Source organism: Paenibacillus sp. ACRRX, from assembly GCF_022346885.1.
GTDB lineage: Bacteria > Bacillota > Bacilli > Paenibacillales > Paenibacillaceae > Paenibacillus_B.
This window is the reverse complement of sequence record NZ_JAKRNK010000005.1, coordinates 1-23,350: the sequence shown is the minus strand read 5'-3', so window position 1 is coordinate 23,350 and position 23,350 is coordinate 1. Positions and strand designations below refer to the sequence as shown.

At 45.4% G+C, this 23,350-nt stretch carries 18 protein-coding genes, 4 tRNA genes and 1 riboswitch; of the genes, 15 read left to right on the top strand and 7 right to left on the bottom strand.

The features are described 5' to 3' along the window. The first annotated feature begins 48 nt into the window (after positions 1 to 48). The 4 genes from MH117_RS15735 to map (MH117_RS15720) all read left to right on the top strand — a co-directional run bounded on the left by MH117_RS15735 (position 49) and on the right by map (MH117_RS15720) (position 1,723). Positions 49 to 123, top strand: a tRNA-Glu gene (locus MH117_RS15735). 53 nt (positions 124 to 176) lie between these two features. Next, positions 177 to 252 (top strand) — tRNA-Lys (locus MH117_RS15730). Between the two features lie 43 nt (positions 253 to 295). After that, positions 296 to 381 (top strand) — tRNA-Leu (locus tag MH117_RS15725). 592 nt (positions 382 to 973) lie between these two features. Then, positions 974 to 1,723, top strand: a complete 750-nt coding sequence (map, locus tag MH117_RS15720) for a type I methionyl aminopeptidase (RefSeq protein WP_239329905.1) — start codon at positions 974 to 976, stop codon at positions 1,721 to 1,723. Positions 1,724 to 1,920: 197 nt separating this feature from the next. On the opposite strand, the gene map (MH117_RS15715) is transcribed toward map (MH117_RS15720), so the two are convergent. From map (MH117_RS15715) to rocF, 3 genes are all read right to left on the bottom strand, one after another. Beyond that, on the bottom strand, positions 1,921 to 2,664 hold the full coding sequence (gene map, locus MH117_RS15715; protein ID WP_239329903.1) for a type I methionyl aminopeptidase: 744 nt from the start codon (positions 2,662 to 2,664) through the stop codon (positions 1,921 to 1,923). Positions 2,665 to 2,827: 163 nt separating this feature from the next. Beyond that, positions 2,828 to 4,024: an ornithine--oxo-acid transaminase gene (locus MH117_RS15710; protein WP_239329901.1), complete on the bottom strand. Its 1,197-nt coding sequence runs from the start codon at positions 4,022 to 4,024 to the stop codon at positions 2,828 to 2,830. Positions 4,025 to 4,056: 32 nt separating this feature from the next. After that, entirely contained in the window at positions 4,057 to 4,962 is a 906-nt protein-coding gene (gene rocF, locus MH117_RS15705) for an arginase (protein ID WP_239329899.1), read from the bottom strand. A gap of 510 nt (positions 4,963 to 5,472) precedes the next feature. Here rocF and MH117_RS15700 point away from each other — a divergent pair. The 6 genes from MH117_RS15700 to MH117_RS15675 all read left to right on the top strand — a co-directional run bounded on the left by MH117_RS15700 (position 5,473) and on the right by MH117_RS15675 (position 14,213). Then, positions 5,473 to 5,558: transfer RNA gene (locus MH117_RS15700), tRNA-Leu, on the top strand. Positions 5,559 to 5,948: 390 nt separating this feature from the next. Further along, entirely contained in the window at positions 5,949 to 7,727 is a 1,779-nt protein-coding gene (locus MH117_RS15695; RefSeq protein WP_239329897.1) for a methyl-accepting chemotaxis protein, read from the top strand. Positions 7,728 to 7,827: 100 nt separating this feature from the next. Continuing rightward, positions 7,828 to 11,484 carry a non-ribosomal peptide synthetase family protein gene (locus tag MH117_RS15690; RefSeq protein WP_481857275.1) on the top strand — a complete coding sequence of 1,219 codons (3,657 nt, stop codon included), beginning with the start codon at positions 7,828 to 7,830 and terminating at the stop codon, positions 11,482 to 11,484. Positions 11,485 to 12,010: 526 nt separating this feature from the next. Further along, on the top strand, positions 12,011 to 12,961 hold the full coding sequence (locus tag MH117_RS15685; RefSeq protein WP_239329892.1) for a ring-cleaving dioxygenase: 951 nt from the start codon (positions 12,011 to 12,013) through the stop codon (positions 12,959 to 12,961). Continuing rightward, positions 12,961 to 13,575: an alpha/beta hydrolase gene (locus MH117_RS15680; RefSeq protein ID WP_239330673.1), complete on the top strand. Its 615-nt coding sequence runs from the start codon at positions 12,961 to 12,963 to the stop codon at positions 13,573 to 13,575. Before MH117_RS15685 ends, MH117_RS15680 begins: the two co-directional genes overlap by 1 nt. A 26-nt stretch (positions 13,576 to 13,601) precedes the next feature. After that, positions 13,602 to 14,213 (top strand): flavin reductase family protein, encoded by a 612-nt coding sequence (locus MH117_RS15675; protein ID WP_239330671.1) that lies wholly within the window; start codon positions 13,602 to 13,604, stop codon positions 14,211 to 14,213. A 117-nt stretch (positions 14,214 to 14,330) separates the two neighbouring features. On the opposite strand, the gene MH117_RS15670 is transcribed toward MH117_RS15675, so the two are convergent. From MH117_RS15670 to MH117_RS15655, 4 genes are all read right to left on the bottom strand, one after another. Then, positions 14,331 to 14,648 carry a DMT family transporter gene (locus MH117_RS15670; RefSeq protein WP_239329889.1) on the bottom strand — a complete coding sequence of 106 codons (318 nt, stop codon included), beginning with the start codon at positions 14,646 to 14,648 and terminating at the stop codon, positions 14,331 to 14,333. A 12-nt stretch (positions 14,649 to 14,660) separates the two neighbouring features. After that, positions 14,661 to 15,227, bottom strand: coding sequence for a TetR/AcrR family transcriptional regulator (locus MH117_RS15665; protein WP_239329887.1), 567 nt, complete (start codon positions 15,225 to 15,227; stop codon positions 14,661 to 14,663). Positions 15,228 to 15,540: 313 nt separating this feature from the next. Continuing rightward, positions 15,541 to 16,872, bottom strand: coding sequence for a nucleobase:cation symporter-2 family protein (locus tag MH117_RS15660; protein WP_239329885.1), 1,332 nt, complete (start codon positions 16,870 to 16,872; stop codon positions 15,541 to 15,543). Positions 16,873 to 16,922: 50 nt separating this feature from the next. Further along, on the bottom strand, positions 16,923 to 17,498 hold the full coding sequence (locus MH117_RS15655; RefSeq protein ID WP_239329883.1) for a xanthine phosphoribosyltransferase: 576 nt from the start codon (positions 17,496 to 17,498) through the stop codon (positions 16,923 to 16,925). Positions 17,499 to 17,524: 26 nt separating this feature from the next. On the opposite strand from MH117_RS15655, the gene MH117_RS15650 reads away from it, so the two are divergent. From MH117_RS15650 to MH117_RS15630, 5 genes are all read left to right on the top strand, one after another. After that, complete coding sequence (locus MH117_RS15650; protein WP_239329881.1) at positions 17,525 to 17,707, top strand: hypothetical protein; 183 nt, start codon at positions 17,525 to 17,527, stop codon at positions 17,705 to 17,707. Next, positions 17,668 to 17,767: riboswitch (purine riboswitch) on the bottom strand. (Overlaps the previous gene by 40 nt.) Positions 17,768 to 17,953: 186 nt before the next feature. Beyond that, positions 17,954 to 18,595: an SGNH/GDSL hydrolase family protein gene (locus MH117_RS15645; protein WP_239329880.1), complete on the top strand. Its 642-nt coding sequence runs from the start codon at positions 17,954 to 17,956 to the stop codon at positions 18,593 to 18,595. 123 nt (positions 18,596 to 18,718) lie between these two features. Next, positions 18,719 to 20,194 carry a potassium/proton antiporter gene (locus MH117_RS15640; protein WP_239329878.1) on the top strand — a complete coding sequence of 492 codons (1,476 nt, stop codon included), beginning with the start codon at positions 18,719 to 18,721 and terminating at the stop codon, positions 20,192 to 20,194. Between the two features lie 338 nt (positions 20,195 to 20,532). After that, positions 20,533 to 20,910 (top strand): hypothetical protein, encoded by a 378-nt coding sequence (locus MH117_RS15635; RefSeq protein ID WP_239329876.1) that lies wholly within the window; start codon positions 20,533 to 20,535, stop codon positions 20,908 to 20,910. A gap of 230 nt (positions 20,911 to 21,140) precedes the next feature. Further along, positions 21,141 to 23,276, top strand: a complete 2,136-nt coding sequence (locus MH117_RS15630; protein WP_239329872.1) for a methyl-accepting chemotaxis protein — start codon at positions 21,141 to 21,143, stop codon at positions 23,274 to 23,276. Positions 23,277 to 23,350: the final 74 nt, after the last annotated feature.

Genomic DNA, 23,350 nt, shown 5'->3' with positions numbered 1-23,350 from the left:
ATACTCTTACTTGTCGCCGATGAGGTGACGGACGAAGATGAACGACATGGCCCGTTGGTCAAGGGGTTAAGACACCTCCCTTTCACGGAGGTAACAGGGGTTCGAATCCCCTACGGGTCACCACTAACTGCTCAACTGTAGTAGAAAGTGTGGCAACAGCTAAGTTCAGACATCATGAGCCATTAGCTCAGTTGGTAGAGCACCTGACTTTTAATCAGGGTGTCGAAGGTTCGAGTCCTTCATGGCTCACCAGTTATTATTTCTGGTGAGATGCAATAGCATCAACCCCATATGTGCGGTAGTGGTGGAATGGCAGACACGCTATCTTGAGGGGGTAGTGGGCGTACGCCCGTGGAGGTTCGAGTCCTCTCTACCGCACCATAACTTTAATCCAGACAACCTTCGCGATGCGAGGGTTTTTTTGATATTTATTTCAGGGTTAAGTAGAAGGGGGTTATCTAGCCAAGACAGAATGGGATAATGGATCTACTCCTATCCTGTTCCAATACGAGGTAGATGCGGCAACGAGTGACTATGTAAATGACACGTTAGACTAGAGATACAATGTTGAGAAGTCGCCACCGGGCGCTAGAAACACCGTCATTTCTTCTACAAACGATAATTTTATAACAAAGACTTTAACGAGTCGTAAGTTATTGGCTGCTCTTTACTGAATGGGCGGTCATGAATGTATATTATGATAGACGCGGTCATGTGGGTTGGGTACTTGTGATGTTCTTGACGAATGCGATCGGTTATTTTGTATATACCTGGTATAAAAAACGACTAATTGTACAATGACAAGATACACATAGAGAGGCTTCTTTGGAATTTACAATTAGCATGTGAATGCGTTCGTTTTCCATTTTGTCTTTCTCACGGATTCCTGTTATGATCATAATCATGAACGCGACACGCATCATACTGTGTATGAAGCAGAACGGTTATGTCAACGAGCAAAGAGGTGCAGAAGATGATTATTATTAAGAGCAAGGAAGAAATAGCGAAGATGCATGAAGCTGGCAAAGTGCTGGCTGCCTGTCATAAAGAGATCGCTAAACTGATCCGTCCAGGTATTACGACTTTGGAAATTGATCGCTTTGTTGAGCGGTTCTTGAAGGAGCATAACGCTACACCAGAGCAGAAGGGTTATATGGGTTATCCGTTTGCAACATGCGCTTCGGTTAATGATGTCATTTGCCATGGTTTTCCGAACGAAACCGCGCTTAAAGACGGTGATATCGTTACGATTGATATGGTTGTAAATTTAAATGGCTGGTTGGCCGATTCCGCATGGTCCTACGCAGTAGGCAACATATCTGAAGAAGCGGCTCATCTGTTGAAGATCACGGAACAATCCATGTACAAAGGGATTGAGCAAGCAGTTGTAGGAAATCGTCTTGGTGATATTGCACATGCGATTCAGACACTTGCAGAGTCAGAGGGTTTCTCTGTTGTGCGTGAATTTATTGGGCATGGCATCGGGCAAGAAATGCATGAAGATCCGCAAGTGCTGCATTATGGCCCTGCGGGCAAGGGTACACGCTTGAAAGAGGGCATGGTTCTTACGATCGAGCCGATGCTTAACACAGGCGTATGGCAGAGCAAACGGGATCCTGACGGCTGGACGGCTAGAACGCGTGATGGTGGCTTATCTGCTCAGTACGAGCATACACTGGCGATAACGGCGGATGGTCCGCTTATTTTAACCAAGCAGGATTAATTATTCGCTAAGCGTATAAGCAAGATGTAATATAACAAGGCAAGGGCACCGATCATAGATCGGTGCCCTTGCCTTGTTAGCGATTCTAGTGGATCTAAGCGTTAGGAACGAACATGCTGGCGTAAATCGTGACCATATGCAGTGTCTTTGCTTGCAGCTAAATGGTCCGGTTTAATTTTATTGGATCATATGACTCCTTATGCAACTGTAACGATAATCGGCTTATCTTTTGTAATAATAATGGTATGCTCGTGTTGAGCAGCTAGACTGTTATCAGGAAGCCGCAGCGTCCATCCATCCGATTGTTCCACTACATAGTCTGCACCTGTAGACAGGAAGGGTTCAATTGTAATGACCATTCCTTCCTTCAGCATACGTTTATCGTGTTTGTTATATACGGGAAGGATTTCTGGTGATTCGTGAATGGCTCTTCCTACTCCGTGACTGCACAGATTTTGAATAACCTTATAACCGCCCCTTGCAGCTTCAGCTTGCATGATGCGTCCAATCTCATTTATCCGTACACCGTGTTTTAAAGCAGAAATGACATTCATCATCGTGTTATGCGTATGTTGGCAAAGTTGGGTAATGGCATGAGTATAGGGAGGTATTTGGAAGGAGTGTCCCGCATCTGCAATATATCCATCCTTCTCCGCACATACATCAACATTAATTAGATCACCGGCTTGTATCACGGTGCTGCCCGGAATGCCATGTGCAATATTACGGTTAAGGCTAATACATGTATGCCCTGGGAAGTTAAATACCTTCTTCGGGGCTGACACGGTGCCGTTGCTGCGTAGAACTTGCTCACCGATTTCGTCCAGTTCTTTGGTCGTCATCCCGGCTTGCGCACAGCGTTTCATTTCCGCGATCGTCAAAGCAACAACTCTGCCAATTTCTTGGAGACCATCGATATCCTGTTCTGAACTAATGGTCATTCGTACTCCTCCAAACCAAAGGTAAGTAGTAACCAGAAAGAGGAACCGTCTCAGGCTCCTCTTTCTGGTTACTATTAATTATAGCGTAACTCCGTTACCTAAATACAGACCATGAATAAATGGATGAATGATTTCCCATACCGAGCAAAGGGATGTCTAGATGCTAAGCTCTTGTCAGCACTTGTTCGATTCGCTCTAGTGCCCAGTCCAACTCTTCCGTCGTAATGATAAGTGGAGGCGCAAAGCGGATGGTATTGTCGTGTGTTTCCTTGGCGAGCAAGCCTAAGCGCTGCAATTGCTCGCAGTATGGTCGAGCTTGCTCGTTCAGTTCCAGCCCGATTAAAAGGCCACGGCCGCGCAGTTCCTTAATAAGCGGCGATTGCAGCTTGCGAAGTCCGGCCATAAAGTAATCGCCAAGCGTTAACGCACGATCGGCAAGCTTCTCGCTCGTTAGAACATCCAATGCGGCAACGGCGACCGCGCTGCCGAGTGGATTGCCGCCGAAGGTTGAGCCGTGCGAGCCAGGCGTATACGTGCCGAGTACCTCGGTATCGGCTGCAACGGCGGACACTGGGATGACTCCACCGCCAAGCGCCTTGCCGAGAATGTACATGTCAGGCACGATGTTTTCCCAGTCGCAAGCGAACATCTTGCCAGTACGGCCTAGACCAGTCTGAATCTCGTCAGCAATCAGCAGGACGTTGTGCTGTTTGCACAGGTCCTGTGCTGCCTGAAGGAAGCCTGGTGCAGGCAGAATTATGCCAGCTTCTCCCTGTATCGGTTCGACCAAAAACGCGGCTGTATGAGGTGTTATGGCTTGTTCAAGCGCAGCTATATCGCCATAAGGAATCAGCTTGAAGCCTGGTGTGAACGGGCCGAAGCCGCGTTTGTAAGCCTCCTCAGACGAGAAGGAGGTGATCGTCACGGTACGGCCATGGAAATTGCCGTCACATACGATAATTTCTGCTTGATTATCAGGGATTCCTTTATGTTCATAACCCCAGCGTCTTGCAGCTTTAATAGCTGTTTCAACAGCTTCTGCACCTGTATTCATCGGGAGAATCATAGCTTTGCCTGTAAGCTTGGAGAGCCGTTCGTACAAATGTCCAAGCTGATCATTATGGAAAGCACGCGAGGTTAACGTCACCTTATCTGCCTGATCCTTTAAGGCTTGAATGATAGCCGGATGGCGATGTCCATGATTAAGTGCTGAGTATGCGCTTAACATATCCAAGTAACGATTGCCTTCCGGGTCTGAGACCCAGACACCTTCCGCTTGCGAGATGACGATTGGCAGCGGGGTATAGTTCCGCGCTCCGTATTTCTCGGTCTGATCGATGATTCTAATTGTATGATTCAAGAGTGGTGCCTCCTTTTATTCATGTTGTAAGGTCACAAAATTTGTTCACCCAGTAAGGAGCCAATAAGACCAATTGCCAATTGGACGGTGCGCTTATTCGAATCAAGCAGTGGATTCACTTCTACAAATTCAGCCGATGTGATGAGGTTTGATTCATACATAAGTTCAAGTGCCAGATGCGCCTCGCGGAAACTTACACCTCCGGGGACGGCAGTTCCGGTGCCTGGAGCTTCGTAAGGATCAAGACTATCAATGTCAAAGCTGAGATGGACCCCATCCGTTCCGTCGCCTACAATGCGTAATGTTTGCTCCATGACGTAAGGCATCCCTTTGCGATCGATGTCATGCATCGTAAAGCAGGTGATGCCTGCTTCGCGGATATAATCACGCTCTCCTTGATCGAGTGATCTAGCCCCAATAATGACTACTTTGGCAGGATTAATACGGGAGCTGTGTTGTCTAATTTGCTTAAGCAGCGGGTGACCTTGACCTAGATTTACAGCCAGAGACATGCCATGAATGTTACCGGAAGGGCTTGTATCTTCTGTATTCAGGTCGCCGTGAGCATCAAACCAAATGACGCCTACATTGTTGTAATGGCGTGTAATGCCAGCCAGTGTACCGATGGCAATGCTATGATCTCCGCCGAGAATAAGCGGGAACTGATCGTGACTTGCGATAGCTGCTACGCGATCTGCCAATGCGCTGTTAAGGGCGACAATCTCGTGCAGATGCTTCAGCTTCTTGCTTGCGGGAGGTTGTTCTTCTATAACAGGCGGAGGGGTTACAGCACCCTCATCCACCACTTGTAGGTTCAATTGATTTAAATAACGAACGAGTCCAGCTTCCAACAAAGCTGCCGGGCCGGCTTCAGCTCCAGCTCTGGCGGCGCCCTTACCATAAGGGACGCTTAACAACGAAATAGATTTACGGTTCATACGTGGTGCTCCTCTCGAGTGGCGAATATCGTTTTGTTGAGATGAAAGCGTTAACAAATACTTAGGGGCAGATAAGGATGTAGGGGAAGATTCGTGTATTCATGAATGCAGGTGAGATTCTAATTTTTTGAAAAATAGATTACGACAATATAGTACGACAAGTTCGAGGCGTAGTGCCAGAGCTAAATGCTTGCTTTTATGACGGATGGTGAAGGTAAAAGCTTTAAATTTAAGCATTAATAAAGCAGCTGATGTATAACTTGTGTATATATTGGGTGCATAAATGTATAAAATAGGGGTGGCTGCATTGTAACATCGTACCAGTATGTGGATATTTTATTTCAGTTCATGAATGGAGTTGAATGTAAATGCATCTATATTAATGGCAAACTGTTTTGAATATTGATAAAAAATATATAGGAAATGAAATTGAATTTTTGTAAATAAGGACTTTACATTCGTCACTGAACACGATACAATAGCAACTGTCCCTTCTAAAAGGTAAAACATGCGGTAGTGGTGGAATGGCAGACACGCTATCTTGAGGGGGTAGTGGGCGTATGCCCGTGGAGGTTCGAGTCCTCTCTACCGCACCATAATTTTCGACAAATGATGTACGTATTGTATATATTCCAACTTCAAACCAATGTTTACCAGGAATTTCTCCTGATAAACATTGGTTTTTTGTGCGCATATAGAAAGTGAAGATAATAGCCTATTTATATTGCTAATATTGATCTAGAGTTCACCGGCCTGGAATAACAGGTCTTTATAACTATGTGTTATAGTAAAAAGTGATCATATGAAAAATATTTCACATTAAATTTGTCCTAACTATTAAGTTTGGTAGAAAAATGTCGAAATATATACTGAATATACTTTTTCATTTTTCATTTTCATTTCATTACGGAAATATAGATTGGAGAGCGATGTGCCAAATCAACAAGGAGCTGTCATCAAGTCAAAACATTATAGGAGTGAACCAGGTGAATAGACTGAAAAGCATGTCATTTTTTGTGAAAAACTTATTATTAACCTCCGTAAACATCATTTTAATCGGTACGATTCTCATCACGGTCAACTATTTGAATACGGAGTACACATTAACGGATCAGTTGCACAAACAGATCGAAACGGTGACTGATAACTGGGTCAAAGGTCTTGATACGAAAGCGATAGCGGCTGCTATTCAAGAGAAGGATTACGATGGACCTATACAAACAAAGCTTCGCAAGTATTTAAGTGAAGTATCCAAGTATAACCCTAACATTGCACAGGCTTATGTGTTCGGCGTCGAACTTCAGGATGGTAACAAAACCTCTCTAGTGGCAATGCCTAACAATTTAATGGAAGATTTCAAGAAAAATAATGTGAATATCGGGGATCTGTACGAACAGCCAGGAGAAGTTGCCAAAGCACTGGGCAAGATGATGGAATCAGGAGAGCCTACATTTACTAGCTTCTACTCAGACATGTTTGGTACTTGGACTACGATCGCTTACCCACTCCAAGATTCAAGCGGTAAAATTTTCGCTTACTTTGCAGTTGATGCGGATGCAAGCATGGTGCCAGAAGGCCTTCAACGACTCCTTTGGAACGGATTGTTTATTTTGCTTGTTCTTCTGGTTGTGGTGTTAGTTATTCAGTATTACATTGTACGACTCACGTTGTCACCAATTAAAGATCTGATTAAAGGTATAGCAGAAGTCAGTAATGGTAATTTCGACGTTCAGATTAATACAGGCAAAGATGATCTTGGTGTCGTAAATGAGAGATTTAACGAAATGGTGCTTAAAATCCGCGATATGATCGTAAAAGTACAGCAGACGTCGGTCGAAGTGACGGAATCGGCGAGAGGGCTGCTGGCGATTACAGAAGAGAACACGCAGCGAGCTAACGTTATAACGAAAAATATGCAAGAAGTATCGCAAGGCATTCATATGCAGGAGCAAGCAACAACAGACAGTGCGCGTGCGATGGCTGAGATGGCCACTGTTATTCAAACGATCGCAAGCAGTTCTTCAACAGTGTCTGATGAAGCATATGCGATGGAGGAAAAGTCGCTCAAGGGGAACGAAATTGTACAACAAGTTGCGACACAGATGGGATTGATTACGAAATCTGTCGATCATACGTCCAAAGCCATTAAGACATTGGAAGGCCGCTCAAATGAAATTGGAGATATATTACATATCATTACCGGAATCTCAAGCCAGACCAATCTGCTGGCGCTAAACGCATCCATTGAGGCGGCACGTGTAGGTGAACATGGCAAAGGCTTTGCGGTCGTTGCAGGAGAAGTTCGCAAACTGGCCGAGCAATCGGAAAATTCCGCGAAGCAAATTGCGGAACTGATCAGCGAGATTCAGTTGGAAATCGTAAATGCAGTTAAGGCGATGGAGAAAGGCACACAAGATGTGCAAATGGGAATCGTGATTACAGAACAAACGGGACGTCTCTTTAATGATATTTTAAATGCGACCAAAGCGGTAACTGGGCAAATTCAAGATGTCTCCAGTGCTACGGAAGAAATTTCAGCAGGAACAGAAGAGCTGACTGCAACCGTTCAAGAATTGCTGGCGACTGCGCAAACAACTGCGGAGAACAGCAGCGCCATTACCTCTACCGTGGAAGAACAGACGGCATCCATGTCTTCTATCTTACATGAATCGAATCGATTAACTAAGCTGTCCGAACAGCTGGAAGATTTGATTACGAAGTTCCATGTGAGCAAAGATACGAATGCAGATGAGGATTCAAAGTAATCTGGACTAGCAACATGGCCATTAACTTTCAACTATAAAAAAAGAGAAGCCTATATTAGAGATAAGGTGTTGGAGGCAAACGTACATGATCGCAACTTCTATGAAACCAAATACACTTGACAAAAATACCATACTGCCTATGCTGCAAGTCCCTTTGGATGCGGCAAGACATTTGCGTACTTACGATTATACTGAGGTATCCTTTGATTTTTCTGGAAAGTGGAATGGCAAGCTGGCTGCTGCAACTCAAGCAGGCCAGCTTCACGCTTTGTTAACGGCTGCATATATGGTATGGGTATACCGGATATCGGGTGAAAAAGAGCTGATGGTGGCTACCAATAGTATGGAGAGACCCTTGAGCGCAGTGTTTGCTACGCTGGAAGGCGGGCAGACGTTCCAAGCTCTGACGGACTTCATACAAGGCCAGTTGGCAAGCAGCCCATTGTTGCATGAATCTTCAGAAACAGATAGTGTGTTTCAGGTAAATGCACAATCAAGTCGTGATGTTAAACCGATTATTGAATGGAACGTTCATACGGCTAAGCAGCAGTTCTTGCTAAATATTCGATATGATCAGTCTTTGCTGCAGCGTGCAACCGTTGAGCGGTATGCTGTCTATTTCAGTAAAGTGCTTGATGCGGTCATTAATGATCCGAAGGTGCTAATTGGTGGCTTTGATATTTTGACTGAGGATGATCATAAGGTGTACGGGCAGTTAAACAATACCTACGTTGATTATCCTACAGAGCAGACCATTCATGGCATGTTTGAGGCTGCAGTGAACAGATTTGCATCACGAACGGCTATTTCATCGCTCGAAGCTAGTTATTCCTATGCAGAGTTAAATGCCCGTGCGAATCAGGTCGCTCACATGCTGCTAGCCAAGGGATTGCGCAAAGGTGACTTTGTGACGATTTACATGGATCGGAGTCTGGAGACAGTCATTAGTTTGTTAGGCATAATGAAGGCTGGCGGCGCGTATGTTCCAGTTGACCCAGAACATCCAGAGGAACGTAATCAATACATCGTGGAGGATACGAAATCTGCTTTTATTGTGACGAAAGTACAATTTGCGGATAAGGCTGCACATTTATCATCCACGATCTCGACGGTAAAGGAACTTGTTCATATTGATGCTGACCTGAGCGTGTATTCGTCTGCTGATCCGGCAGTAGATGTTCAGTCTGATGATCTCGCCTACATCATTTACACATCAGGTTCGACGGGCAAGCCCAAAGGTGCACTTATTGCCCATAAAGGTGTTGTCAATCTCGGGTTTGTTGTACAGCAGGATTGCCACATTAATGAGCATGAGGTGTTGACCCAATTTGCGACCTACAGCTTTGACGCATCGGTTTGGGATACGGTAGGCGCATTGTTCTTTGGCGCGCATTTGTACCTACTGTCCGCTGAAGAACGTGTCTCTGTGGAGGAGTTTGCAGAGGCCATTGCGCGGACCAATACGACGATCATTACGATCCTGCCGACAGTGTTCTTTAATCAATTGGCGGCACACCTGTCAGATGAAGGGTACAAGAAGCTGTCCAAAGTAAAGCTGATTACGGTTGCGGGCGAAGCACTTTATGGCGAGCAGGTTCGTGCATTCCAGCGTAAGTTCGGTGAGCAGATCGAGATTGTAAACGTCTATGGACCAACGGAGTGTACGGTTTGTACAACTACACATAAAGTGAGTGAGTTAGTACCGGAAACTTTAAGCAATATTCCGATCGGGAAGCCGATTAGCAATTATAAAGTGTATATTGTAAATGAAAATGATCAGCTTTGTCCTGTTAATGTGCCTGGTGAAATATATATTTCAACGGTTGGGCTTGCCAAAGGATATTTAAATCAGCCTGAGCGTACGGAGCAGTCATTTGTGGCCAGTCCGTTTGAGGCAAGTGAGCTCGTATACAAATCGGGTGATATTGCGCGATTGTTGGCTGACGGGACGATTGAGTATGTGACACGTAAGGATTCACAAATTAAAATTCGTGGACATCGGATCGAGATCGGGGAAATTGAAGATAAGTTGGCTCAATATCCAAATGTCCAGGACGTGGCTATTGTTGCGAAGAAAGACGATGAGGATCAAAATGTCCTTGCTGCTTTCTTTACGACCAAGGATCAATCACAGGTATCCATTGCAGATGTACGACTATTCTTAGCAGATAAGCTGCCTTCCTATTTTGTGCCGAAATATATGACACAACTAGAGGGGATGCCGATTTCGCCAACCGGTAAAATTGACCGCAAGGGATTGGCAGCGATGCAGATCGAACAGCAGCAGCTGGCAGAGCGTGTATACGTTGCGCCAGTAAATGAAACGCAGCGCAAAATTGCGGAAGCGTGGGAGCAGGTGCTGCATGTAAAGCCGATTGGCATCCATGACAACTTCTTTGAGGTAGGCGGAGACTCTTTGCGTGTTATTCACGTTCTGGCGCTGCTCAAGCCGCATTTTCCGAATCTGCGAATCAACGATTTCTTCCAATATAAGCTGCTTAGTGAATTAGCAGAGCGTGTACAGATCCTTTCGGAGTTGTCCAGCGTGACGGAAGAAGAGCAGTCAGCGGAGTGGATCATAACGGATTTGAATGAGCATCCTGTCCGGTTAGAAAGCCAACTTGATGCACAGGACTTTAAGCAGCCGCAGCATGTTTTGTTAACTGGAGCAACGGGATACTTGGGATCCCATATCTTATTCGAACTATTGAAACGAACAGATGCCACAGTATACTGCTTAGTCAGACCATCGACGCCAGGTGCAAGCCTCAGTCGGTTACAGGATACGATGAAGCAGTATTTCGGCGAGACGGTTGCAACTCTTATGAAAGATCGTGTACAAGCTGTTGAAGGTGATTTAGAGCGCGATCATTTAGGGCTGTCCGAGGACGATCAAGACTTGCTGCGTTCATGTGTCGATACGATCATTCATAGTGCGGCAGATGTACGTCACTTCGGAGATGTCGCGCAATTCGCGAAGACCAATGTGGCAGGTACGAAGTTCTTGCTGGATATGGCTATGGCGAAGCAGGGTGTCCGGTTCCACCACGTGTCAACGATGGGCATACCAGAGGATTTGGCACTTGAAGGCAAGTGGGATGCAGCGTTGCAGGAGCAGGGGCTTGCAACCGATCTTGCTGCGGAGAATGTATACACGAATAGCAAGCTGGAAGCGGAGAAACTGTTGTTTGCTGCCGCTAAACAAGGGGCAGCGGTTAATATTTACCGCGCCGGTAATTTGACTTGTCATTCGGAGCATGGCCGCTTCCAGAAAAATATCGACAGCAACGCGTTTTATCGTATGATCAAAGCGATGCTGTTGCTTGGGAAGGCGCCACAAGCAAATTGGTATGTGGACTTTACACCGATTGATTATGCAAGTCAATCGATTGTGGCTTTAGCGTTAAGACCAGACACGATCGGCCAAGTATTCCATATTTGTAATCCCCAGCAAGTATTGTACGCTGACTTTATTGAACTTATTAATCGCTGTGGATACGACGTAGAACTAATGAAGTTTAACGCGTACAGCAACTGGCTGTTTGACGCTGCGATCCCTAAGGATACAGAAGCTCTGCATCTTGCCATGGCTCAGTTGGAAGGGGACGGAGCCAAGAACTCCAACTACCGTTATGGCTGTATGCATACGGCAGCAGCTCTCGCTGAGACAGAGGTCGAATGTGCGCCTGTCGATGAAGGCTTTATTCGACGGATGATTGAACATGCTGTTGCGGTTGGTTATTTCCCGCAGGGCTAATCCAGCCGTCAAGAGGTTGACGAAGAGGCTATACCCTCCATCTATAAGATGAAGTATTGAAGCCGCCAACTCTACTGAGAAAGTAGGGTTGGCGGCTTTATTGATTTGCTTGGTATTGCTGGATGGAGCTATCCGGGGAGAAGATCAAGAATAGAGGAGGATTGGACTATTTCCCAACGTGAGGGTTGACAATAGTCCGTAAATCATATATCTTTAATTCAAGATAAATAGAATAAAGATATATATAAAAGAGAAGCAAGCATTAAATTTAAGAAATAAGAACAGTTTATACCTATGCTGCGATTCAATCCAGAACTACAAGATGATACAGCTCGAACGATTTCGCTCGGAGATCATGTATATTAGAAATCTTGATATCGAGAATGTAGGAATGGGAATATTTTTTTAGGCTGATACAAGAAACAAGGAGATAGATATCACCAAAATGTGCTTCACAGATACTACAGCTCTGAGTATCACATCAGGAAGCTATCACCGCACGATATAAAATAAGGAGTGGATGAAGATGACTTTACACACAGCAGGAATTCATCATATCACCGCATTTGCAAGAGACCCACAAGCAAACGTAGATTTTTATGCAGGGGTACTTGGACTTCGATTAGTAAAAAAGACAATTAACTTTGATGCAACTGAGGTATATCATCTCTATTTTGGTAATGAAGCAGGAAGTCCAGGCACAATCATTACGTTTTTCCCATGGCCAGAGTCGCGGCGGGGTCGAGTGGGCGGCGGTCAGGTTGGAGTTACTTCCTATGTTATTCCACCTGGTACGATGGATTTTTGGGAGCAGCGGCTGCACAAGTTCGGTATATCCATGATGAAGGGTTCAAGATTTTCAGAAAGCTATTTACAATTCACAGATAATGAAGGATTAAAATTAGAACTGGTGGAGCGTGAAGCAGGAGTCAATAGTAAGTGGTCGTTTGGTGGTATACCGACCGATAAAGCGATTAAGGGGTTTGGTGGGGCTGTACTTTACAGTGTCAATCCGGGCCAAACGATAATTGCGCTGGAGCAGGTGCTTGGACTGGAAAAGGTTGCTGAAGATGTTGGTTATGTTCGTTATAGAGGCACAGGCGATATCGGAAATATCATTGATGTTCCAAGAGCCAGCATGGATTGGGGGAGTGGCGGAGCAGGCACCGTCCACCATATTGCGTGGCGCGCGACAGACTATACCCAGCATGAACAATGGCGAGACGTAGTGGAACAGCACGGATATCAGGTAACACCTGTGATCGACCGTCAATATTTTAATGCTATTTACTTCCGCGAGGGCGGGGGAATACTATTCGAGATTGCGACAGATCCTCCAGGGTTTTCAAAGGACGAATCTGCAGATGCGCTTGGCGAGCAATTGATGCTGCCAGCATGGTTTGAACCACATCGTGCTGAGATTGAAGCGAACTTACTACCTATTACGTTGCGAGAATTGGAAGGGGAACAATCATGATGAAACACATTTTTATTAAAGGCACGGATATCTCGGCACCAACGCTTGTGCTATTCCATGGTACAGGTGGAACAGAACGTGATCTTCTACCGCTGGCTACTATTATTTCACCACAGTCATCGGTATTAAGCCTAAGAGGAAATGTGCTGGAGAATGGCATGCCCCGATTCTTCAAACGGCTGGCAGAAGGTGTGTTTGATGAAGAAGATCTCATATTACGCACGCAGGAGGTCCATGCTTTTCTAGATGAGGCAGCACTTCAATATGGATTTGATCGAAATCATTTAATTGCGATCGGTTATTCGAATGGTGCTAATATCGCAGGCAGCTTGCTGTTCCACTATGCAGACTCCTTAACAGGGGCAATACTTCACCATCCAATGGTACCGCGTCGCGGCGTAGAACTGCCGGATATGACGGGAATGCCGATCTTCATCGGAGCGGGCAGCAACGATCCGCTCTGCCCGCCACACGAAACAGAGGAGCTGCAGGTGCTGCTTGAAGGCGCGGGTGCAACTGTTAAGGTACATTGGGAACGATTCGGCCATCAGCTTACAGCTCAGGAAGTGGATGCAGCAGCTGCTTGGTTTAAAGAATACGTTGCAGCAGATTAAGCAGGTGCAAGCAAATGGGGGATATGATGATTACAATTGATCCAACGGCGCAAACCGATCATGAGAATTACAAATTGCTAATCGGGAGTGTCATTCCGCGGCCGATCGCTTTTGTAACGACGCTGTCGCAAGAGGGCACGCTAAATGCTGCCCCGTTCAGTTACTTCTCAATCGTGGCAAGCCAACCACCATTGTTGTCTATATCGGTGCAGCGCAAAGCTGGCGTAATCAAGGATACGACCAGAAACGCGATTGATCGCGGTGAACTGGTGATTCATATTACAGATGAATCGATAATAGAGCAGGTCAACCTTACAGCGGCCAATCTTGCTCCAGATGAGAGCGAGGTTGATCGGACACAGTTGACCCCAGTGCCAAGTGATTTGGTCGCTGTACCGGGCATTAAAGAACCTAAGATTCGGATGGAATGCAGGTTGGAACAGGTGATTCCTCTTGGTGGGACAGGCGAACAGCCTGCCTGCGATCTATTGATAGCGCGGGTTGTTCGGTTTCATATTGCGGAGGATGTGTATGAAAATGGCCGCATTTTAGCAGAGAAGCTGAATCCGATTAGCCGTATGGCAGGTCATGATTACACGAAGCTTGGAGAGAAGTTTATTTTGACACGACCAGAGTGAACGAGAGGGTTCTAGAGCTATTATTTAAAATAAGAGCTAGTTAAACAAAACAGCATCCGTTCTTGCCTTTAACAGGCAGCGCGGATGCTTTCTCCTCTATATAAGCCAGGTCTACAGTTATTTTGCGAAATTAAGTAATACAACACCACCGATGACAAGCAGGATACCTACACCTTGTAAGGTGCTGAGCTGGTCTTTAAATAAAAAGTATCCTATAATCGCCGTGAGTGCGGTGCCGATACCGGCCCAGATTGCATATGCCGTTCCGAGAGGGAGCGTCTTTAAGGTTAATCCCAGCATATAGAAAGCCGTTCCATAACCTGCAACAACTCCAAGAGAAGGCCAAAGCTTGCTAAATCCATTCGAATATTTGAGCATGGTGCTCCCGAATACTTCTGTAACAATGGCAACTGCCAAAAATATATACCCTTGCATCGTAAAACTCCTTTATTCCTGTTCAGGTTCGTTATTACCTAGATAAGTAAGCTGCATAAGCTGCTCTGATACTTTTGCGCGCATTTGAGCATCTAGCGGGGCCAAGTGAAGCATTTCAGCAAACCATAAACCGTCAACTGCTAAGCGGATTATAGTAGCCAAGACAGGATCGAGGCCATCCTGCTCCAACTTCTGCTGCATAAATTCATAGTGCTCGCGTGTAAGCGACAAGAGCTGTGGATTGGTTAACAACGCTGCTGCAATCCCTGTATTCAAGTCGGTCTGATATAATTCATCGCAAGCAGATGCCTTAATCATGGCGCGTGTCCAGCTCCCTGGTCGGGGATTCTCCTCCTCAGCATAGGCACGTACATCGTTGTAATACCCTTGGGTCGTATACTCCAGGAGTGCTTTAACAAGTAACTCTTTGCTGCCGTAATGATGCAGCAATCCTCCTTTGCTAATGCCTGCTTGGGCGGCAACACCTTCTAGGGTCAAATGCTGCACACCTTGCTTATTGACGATATAAATGGCAGCCTTCATGATTTTCTCGCGTGTTTGTTCAGATTTTGAAGACATAGGATGCCCACCTCCAGCATTAATCCGTCAAAATGAAAAACGTTTATATAACTAGAATACAGGTTACACTACAAACCGTCCAGACGGTTTGTAGTGTTCGATCACACGCCTATACAAAATAGAGCATGCAGGTTTATGACAGAGAATCACCTTCAAACGAGGGCGATGTCATAAAAAAGAAGCCGTATGCTCCACAATGTGACGTACACGGCTTCTCTATTAGGCATGGTATTTATTCCGGTTTTGTCTGCTGGCCCTTGACCAGCAGGAACTAAGGACATACAAATGTGATGCCTGTTAAGTAGAAATTGGATCAGGCAGCTTTGGAAGCAGCATCTGAGTTCTTTTCACCTAAGCCGTTAAAGATCAGATTCAGCACAATTGCCGTAAAAGTACCTGCTACGATGCCATTACCGGTAAGAATTTGCAAAGTGGTAGGAAGTTGGGCAAACAAGCCAGGAACAGTTGTTACACCAAGGCCCATACCAACGGAACAAGCTATAATAAACAAGTTTTCGTGTCGATTTAAGTCTACCTCTGCGCCTAGCATTCGCATGCCTGAGGATACGACCATACCAAACATCGCAACCATGGCGCCTCCCAGTACGCTGTGCGGAATCAGAGTTGCAAATGCAGCGATTTTGGGAACGAATCCGAGTAGGATCAACAGGCCGCCAGCTACTACGATAACGTCTCGTGTCTTTACGCGGCTCATTTGCAGCAGACCGACATTTTGCGAGTAGGTGGTATACGGAAATGAATTAAAGATCCCTCCAAGCATAATAGCGAGCCCCTCAGCACGGTATCCACGCGACAAATCTTTGGAGGTTACGTCTTTTTCCAGTATTTTGCCGAGCGCCATAAATACGCCTGTTGATTCTGCCACGCTTACAATAGAAACGATTATCATGGTCAGAATGGGAGTAATCGCAAATTCAGGTGATCCGAAATAAAACGGCTTTACCATATGGAACGTTTCAGCTGCCGATACTTTAGCAAAATCGACCAGACCGAAGAAAGAGGCTGCAAGCGTTCCGATAAACAATCCGATCAGAATGGATACGGAGCGAAGAAAGCCGGAAGATAGCTTATTCATTAGAATAATGAAGATCAAGACGCCGAACCCGATACTGAGATTTTGCAAACTGCCGAAGTCTGAGGCGCCGCTTCCGCCGCCCAAGTCTGTGAAAGCAACCGGGATTAAGGTCACACCAATAATGGTCACAACTGAACCTGTCACTACGGGCGGGAACAAGCGAATCAGCTTGCCGAACACGCCGCTGCACAACACGATAAAGAGGCCGGAGGCCAGGATCGCGCCATATATATACGACACTCCATAATCGGGGTCGCTACCAATTGCAATCATTGGGGTTACGGCTTGAAATGCGCACCCAAGCACAACCGGGAAGCCGATGCCAAACCATTTATTTTTCCATACTTGGAGCAATGTTGCTACGCCGCACATTAACAGGTCAATAGCAACCAGGTAAGTAAGCTGCTCCTGGGTGAAGTGCAGAGCTCCGCCTACAATAAGGGGAACGATAACCGCACCTGCATACATAGCGAGTACGTGCTGCAGTCCAAGTGAGAATGTTTGAAATGGATGGCGATTGCGCTGAAAGACGCGATCTTCTGGTTGCATGACAACTTTTCCTCCTCAAGGTGAAAGCATATATAGGTCTACTTCAATAATTACTCTTCTACAAATTGTACTTGTCCGTTATGGAGAGATTTGATACGGGCTAATGATTCAACACGATAACCAGCTTCTATTAGATTGCCGCGGCCAGGCTGAAACGATTTTTCAATGACGATCCCGATGCCAGCCACGGTTGCGCCGACCTGCTCTGCGATGCGAGCAAGACCGAAGGAAGCTTCTCCAACCGCCAAGAAGTCATCGATAACAAGCACATGGTCATTCGGTGACAAATATTTTCGTGACACGGTGACATCGTTAGTTGTCTGTTTCGTAAAAGAGTGCACTTTTTCAACGATCAGGTCCTCGGTTAGCGTCAGGGATTTTTGCTTGCGAGCGAAAACAAGCGGCACATTTAATACAAGTGCTGTCGTTAAAGCGGGTGCAATACCGGAAGATTCAATTGTGAGAACTTTTGTAATCTTCTGGTCTGCAAACCGACGCGCGAATTCTTTACCCATTTCCATCATTAACACAGGGTCCATCTGGTGATTCAAGAATGAATCTACCTTTAGTACGGTCTCGCTTAGTACGATACCTTCTTGTGAAATCTTGTCTTTGAGCATTTTCATAGTGGGACTCCTCCTTGGATGTTAGGGTGCACAGAACACGAAAAAGCCTGATCGAGCAGTATCAGGTGGGATACCGGCAACATCAGGCTGAAGAGCTTGTTCGTCAACGAGGGATTGAAGGGTGCAGGTATGCGACTAGCGCAGCTGACGGACTTCTTTCCTTCCGTATGTATGAACAGTTAACTCCCGTAGTCCGATCATTTCGGTGATCTGGTAGAAACGAACAGGCCTATTCCTGCACATATACGAGAAATATCAGTTTAATTGTTCGGAAAAATAGACATATCCCAGTATACTTGATATTAGGGCAGGAAGAAAGAGGTCAATTAAGGTAATACAGAGAAAGTCACGGACGAAAGCAAATGGCTGTGGTACAATCAGGATAAGTTTGGCATTCAATGGATAATCAAACTATGTATTTGATAGATACGTCGATATTAAAGGAGATGGTTGCCATGCAATTACATGATGGATACAAGCTGGTTGTAATTGGTGATTCTATTACAGATTGTGATCGAGTGCGTCCTGTTGGTGAGGGGAGCGCCAATAAGCTGGGCAACGGTTATGTTGCGCTGCTGCATGCACTGCTTCAGACTGAACATCCAGCTACCTTGATTCGACTCGTCAATATGGGGGTAAGCGGTAACACGGTGAGAGACCTCAAGCGCCGCTGGCAGGACGATGTGATTCAATTACAACCTGATGGTGTTATCATTTGTATCGGAATTAATGATGTATGGCGCAAATTTGACGCGCCCTGGATGCCAGAGGATGCTGTCTATGCGGAGGAGTATGAGGCTACGCTGCGTCATCTGGTATATGATACATTAGCGTGGCAAGTAGATGTCATGCTGCTGACGCCGTTTTATGTAGAACCGAATGAGCAAGATCCGATGCGGGCAGAGATGGACCGATACGGAGCGATCGTGAAACAGATTGGCGCGGAAAATAAAATAAAGGTTATCGATATACAGGCTGTTATGAATGAGATGCTGGAGCATCTGTATCCTTCCGTTATCGCAGGTGATCGTGTACATCCGGGCACAACAGGACACTTAGCGATAGCAAAGGCTATATTTAAGCAGCTCATCCTATGAGAAAACAGAGCTTTTATTCACGAGTGTTGAATAGGGGCTCTTTTTTGTACGAGATCAAGTGATTTGATAAAATAACAGGTGTTATGATGTGTAAGGTATGAGAAGGAGTGATCATGAAAGGCTATGATATGGACAACGGATGGTCTTCTCTTTCTGCTTGGATTAATGCTTCTTGTTGGGGTTGTCGGTGCCAAGATGACCAATAAGCTTAACGTGCCTTCACTCGTTCTGTTTATCGTATTGGGGATGGCATTGAATCCATTTATTTATTACGACAATGCAAACCGGACACAATTGTTTGGCATTTTGGCACTAATCGTCATTTTGTTTGAAGGCGGGATGCATACGAACTGGAGCAGGATGCGGCCTATCTTGTCTCCTGCATTGTCTTTATCTACTATTGGAGTGGCAGTCACAGCAGGTTTGGTGGGGGTATGTGCTAAGTTTATCCTTCAATTGGATTGGTTGGAAGGACTGTTGATTGGCGCTATCGTCGGATCGACTGATGCGGCGGCTGTATTCTCCGTATTGGGCGGCAAGCCGATTCGGCGTACGTTAAAGGCTACTTTAGAAGCGGAGTCAGGTACAAATGATCCGATGGCCGTCTTCTTAACCATTACAATAATTACACTTATTCAACAACAAGAAGCGATTTCATGGGTAAGAATGATTGTACTTTTTGTCTGGCAAATGGGAGCGGGTTTGCTGCTCGGCCTTCTTTTTGGTTATTTGTCAGTCCAGTTACTGAATCGTATACGTCTCGATAATGCCGGCTTGTATCCCGTACTTGCCATAGGACTCGGCATCTTCTCGTACAGTGGAGCGGCTATAATGGAATGCAGTGGCTTTCTTACCGTCTATGTGATGGCCATTATTCTAGGTAATGCGGATCTTACTTATCGGTTTTCGATTATTAGGTTTAACGAGGGCTTTTCCTGGATGATGCAGATCATGATGTTTATTTTACTTGGCTTGCTTGTGTTTCCGCAGCAGCTGCTTGGTATTGCATGGCAAGGCATGGCATTATCCCTTATTCTTATGTTTATTGCGCGACCTATTGGAGTATGGCTAAGCTTGCTATTTACGAAGTTCAATCGTAAAGAAAAGACGTTGATTGCATGGGCGGGTCTCAAGGGGGCTGTCCCGATCATATTAGCGACCTATCCATTAACGGCACATTTAGAAAATGGAAAGTTGTTTTTTAACGTTATTTTCTTTGTTGTTCTGACATCTGCACTGCTTCAAGGCGCAACGATCTCGCCTTTGGCCGGAAAGCTCGGACTTGCCAGGGGAAGACAGGCTGAGCATGTACATACGATTGAACTACTGCCTGGCTTGGATACACATATGGATATGATTTGCCTTAAGGTCTGGGCAGGCTCCGTTGTGGAACACGCCACGCTGGCTGAACTGACACTTCCAATGAACACTTCCGTTACCGCTGTAATGAGGGACACACAGGTGATTGCGCCAAATGGAGCAACTAAGTTCCAGGCAGGGGATATGGCTTATGTACTTATCGCAAAACATAATCATGAACAGGTCAAGGCGATGTTCCAACGCCATTTGAGACATTTCGAGGACGAAGATGACGAATAATTATAAATGAACATTTAAACATATATTAATATTTATTTAATTATGCCATTAAATCTATAGTTTATCTACTGTTTACTGATGCACATCTAGTGCACAATATAGGCAGGTGCATGTATGCGTTTTCAACGCAAAGTTTAATAAAACCGTCATTCCTGTTCAGTTTAACGGGGCATGCTCCATCTCCAGGGGATGAAACACAGCTGGTACATCCGTATCCCCCCAAGATCGATAGATGTTAAATATTGTGTTTTATCCTCTGGCTGAGCGCATTTGCACACTGCATTTGCGCTTTTTTATGTTGCAAATTCGACATTTAACAAGTTTTTTTGAATTTTTATGTGAAAATTGCAAAAAAGTCTTTTGAAATGAATCCAAACTGCCGATATTATTATAGAGGTTATACCATTAAGAAGGAGTGGGCTAAGTTGGCGTTAACCTATGAAGCAATCAAAAAAACATTTAAGCACGTTGGGTACCATCCAGGCCGATATTTACATATCGTGGACGTGACATGCAAGACTATAGATTTTGATTACAGTGAGAAAGAGCGAGTAGATCAACTCGTGATTGGCTCTGAGGAGCCTATGGCTGAACCGCAATTGCGGACAACATCGAGAGAGAAGCTCATAGAAGAACATCCTGACTTTCAGTTTTATCGCGAAGTGGAAGTAATTGGATTGGATATCGTAGAAGCTTTTGACCGCGAGCTGGTTTAATCCCCTTAAAATGTCTTACATGCTATCAGCACATTACTTTACTACCTTTTGCATCCACGAATTTAAACAGCATAGATTATGGATTAAAGTGACAAGCAGATGGGATATCGTTAACACGTCACCTTTGTCCAACAAGGGATCATTCTATCTTCTTGTACACAGAGGTGGCCTGCAATACATAGTGCAAGTCATGCTTAAGATCATACAGAGACAAGGGAGTTGGACGAGTCATGAACGGTGTTCCGCGCATCAAGCGAACCGTCGAGAAAACGCTTTCCAGTATGAAGAGCCTGCTAGACCTGAAGGGACTCAAAATGCTAAAAAACCCACTTCAATCCGTGGGCGGTAAGCTGTTTGTCATTTTCGTCGTTAGCATTATTGCATTTGTATTTATCGTGGGGATGCTGTCTTACATGGTGTCCAAAAGTGCTATTGAACGTAAAGTATCTGAGACTAGCTATCAGACGATGATACAGGGCGCAGAAAAGCTGGATATGCAGCTTAATCAGTACATTAAGATGAGTATGCAAATTATGTTCGACCCGAACTTGACCAAGTATGTAAAAAGTTTGAATGATCTTAAAGCAAATACATATGACATGGTCCAAACGTTAGACAGCATTCAAAAGACACTTCAAGGGTATACACTGGGCAATGAGTTAATGGAGAACATTTATCTTGTACCTTTAACGGAGAAGAAGCAGACGTTGTCTGCACAAGGGTATAATGTCAGCACACAGATGTTTTATGATCAAAAATGGTTTGAAGAAGTAAAAAATAGCAATGGTCAACCTGTGTGGATAGGTACGATGCCTAACGGTATCAACAAATCTACGACGCCAACCATTGGACTGGCGCGTCAGATGAAAGATGTGTCCACAGGTACTGCCGAATACGTTATCATAATGGAACTGAAGCTGGCGTCCATCTCCAACCCGATAAAGGACATTGAGATTGGAGAAGGTTCTTCTGTCCAAGTGATCAATACGCAAGGCGAGTACATGTATGCAGAGGACAGAGCAAAGCTGACAACTGCTGCGGCTAAATGGCTTGTTCCGGACCGCGAGAAGGAGTCTGACAATTGGTCAGGCAGCGCGGTGGTATCCACGGATAGTGGGGAACGTGCGCTGACTGTATTCCATGAGATGCAGTCTACGAAGTGGGTTCTGGTCGGAGCTGTTCCTGTAAAAGAACTTGTGAAGGATGCTTCTATCATTTTGTTGGTTACCTTTATTAGTATGGCGGTTGCAGCCATTATTGCGATTGTGATTGGCTTGCTGGTTATGCGGATGATTTCTAAGCCGCTCATGACCATTCAACGTCTGATGAATGAGGGCGCACAAGGGAACCTGGCTGTACGGGCTGAGGTGAAGACACAAGACGAGATCGGGAAGTTGTCTGCAGCCTTTAACGTAATGATGGAGCAGATAACTGGACTTGTGAAACAAACGGAGGAAAGTGCGCGTTCCGTACTGGAGACAGCAGCATCATTGTCTGATGCTTCACGCAGCACGGCGATATCGGCAAGGGAGATTGCAGTTGCTACAGAAGAGATTGCCAAAGGCGCGACCAGTCTGGCAGTTGAGGCGGAGCGTGGTCACGACTTAACACACAATATGGCGGAGCAGATGATCAGTGTTGTTGAGGCTAATACACGAATGGATCAATCTGCACAGGATGTCGAGCAGTCCAGCTCCTCGGGAGCTTCTAACATGACTTCCCTGATGGAGCGTACGATGTCGACAGAAGAAATGATGCGTTCTCTTGCTGGCAAAGTGAATCAATTAAGTGAGAGCACAAAGTCGATTCGTCAAATATTGGACGTGTTAAATAACATGACCAAGCAGACCAACATTTTGTCGTTAAATGCCACCATTGAGGCGGCCCGAGCAGGTGCGGCGGGAAAAGGCTTTATGGTAGTTGCTGACGAGATTCGCAATCTGGCGGATCAGTCTCATCGGTCAATTGACGTTGTTGGGCAAATTACGGAAAAGATTCAACAAGAAATTATCGAGACGGTTGAAGCATTGTCTTCTGCATTCCCGATCTTCCAGATGCAGACGGACTCTGTTCGCGAGACTGACGTTATATTTAATCAAGTACAGCATCAGATGGGCGGTATGATTGGTAATTTGCAGCATGTGACTGGCTCGATCGAGCGTTTGAGTCAAGCACAAGCAACACTGGTTGAAGCGATGAGTAATGTGAGCGCGGTCGCGGAGGAAGCTTCTGCAACTTCTGAGGAAGTGGCATCTCTTAGCGGCGAACAACTGAACATTTCTACTCGTTTAGTAGAGTTGTCGCAGCAGTTGGAAGAAGTGTCTACACAGTTAAAAGATTCTTTGTCTCATTTTAAATATGAATAATTAGTATAGGGAAGCCCATTAGCCCACTGATCCTTCACAGGATTGGTGGGCTATTTCTGTTGATGATAATGAAC

Excerpts from the sequence above, each read along its gene's own strand:
- map (WP_239329905.1), top strand. The coding sequence starts at position 974 with ATGATTATTATTAAGAGCAAGGAAGAAATAGCGAAGATGCATGAAGCT.
- map (WP_239329903.1), bottom strand. The coding sequence starts at position 2,664 with ATGACCATTAGTTCAGAACAGGATATCGATGGTCTCCAAGAAATTGGC.
- rocF (WP_239329899.1), bottom strand. The coding sequence starts at position 4,962 with ATGAACCGTAAATCTATTTCGTTGTTAAGCGTCCCTTATGGTAAGGGC.
- MH117_RS15690 (WP_481857275.1), top strand. The coding sequence starts at position 7,828 with ATGAAACCAAATACACTTGACAAAAATACCATACTGCCTATGCTGCAA.
- MH117_RS15685 (WP_239329892.1), top strand. The coding sequence starts at position 12,011 with ATGACTTTACACACAGCAGGAATTCATCATATCACCGCATTTGCAAGA.
- MH117_RS15680 (WP_239330673.1), top strand. The coding sequence starts at position 12,961 with ATGAAACACATTTTTATTAAAGGCACGGATATCTCGGCACCAACGCTT.
- MH117_RS15675 (WP_239330671.1), top strand. The coding sequence starts at position 13,602 with ATGATTACAATTGATCCAACGGCGCAAACCGATCATGAGAATTACAAA.
- MH117_RS15670 (WP_239329889.1), bottom strand. The coding sequence starts at position 14,648 with ATGCAAGGGTATATATTTTTGGCAGTTGCCATTGTTACAGAAGTATTC.
- MH117_RS15665 (WP_239329887.1), bottom strand. The coding sequence starts at position 15,227 with ATGTCTTCAAAATCTGAACAAACACGCGAGAAAATCATGAAGGCTGCC.
- MH117_RS15660 (WP_239329885.1), bottom strand. The coding sequence starts at position 16,872 with ATGCAACCAGAAGATCGCGTCTTTCAGCGCAATCGCCATCCATTTCAA.
- MH117_RS15655 (WP_239329883.1), bottom strand. The coding sequence starts at position 17,498 with ATGAAAATGCTCAAAGACAAGATTTCACAAGAAGGTATCGTACTAAGC.
- MH117_RS15645 (WP_239329880.1), top strand. The coding sequence starts at position 17,954 with ATGCAATTACATGATGGATACAAGCTGGTTGTAATTGGTGATTCTATT.
- MH117_RS15640 (WP_239329878.1), top strand. The coding sequence starts at position 18,719 with ATGATATGGACAACGGATGGTCTTCTCTTTCTGCTTGGATTAATGCTT.
- MH117_RS15630 (WP_239329872.1), top strand. The coding sequence starts at position 21,141 with ATGAACGGTGTTCCGCGCATCAAGCGAACCGTCGAGAAAACGCTTTCC.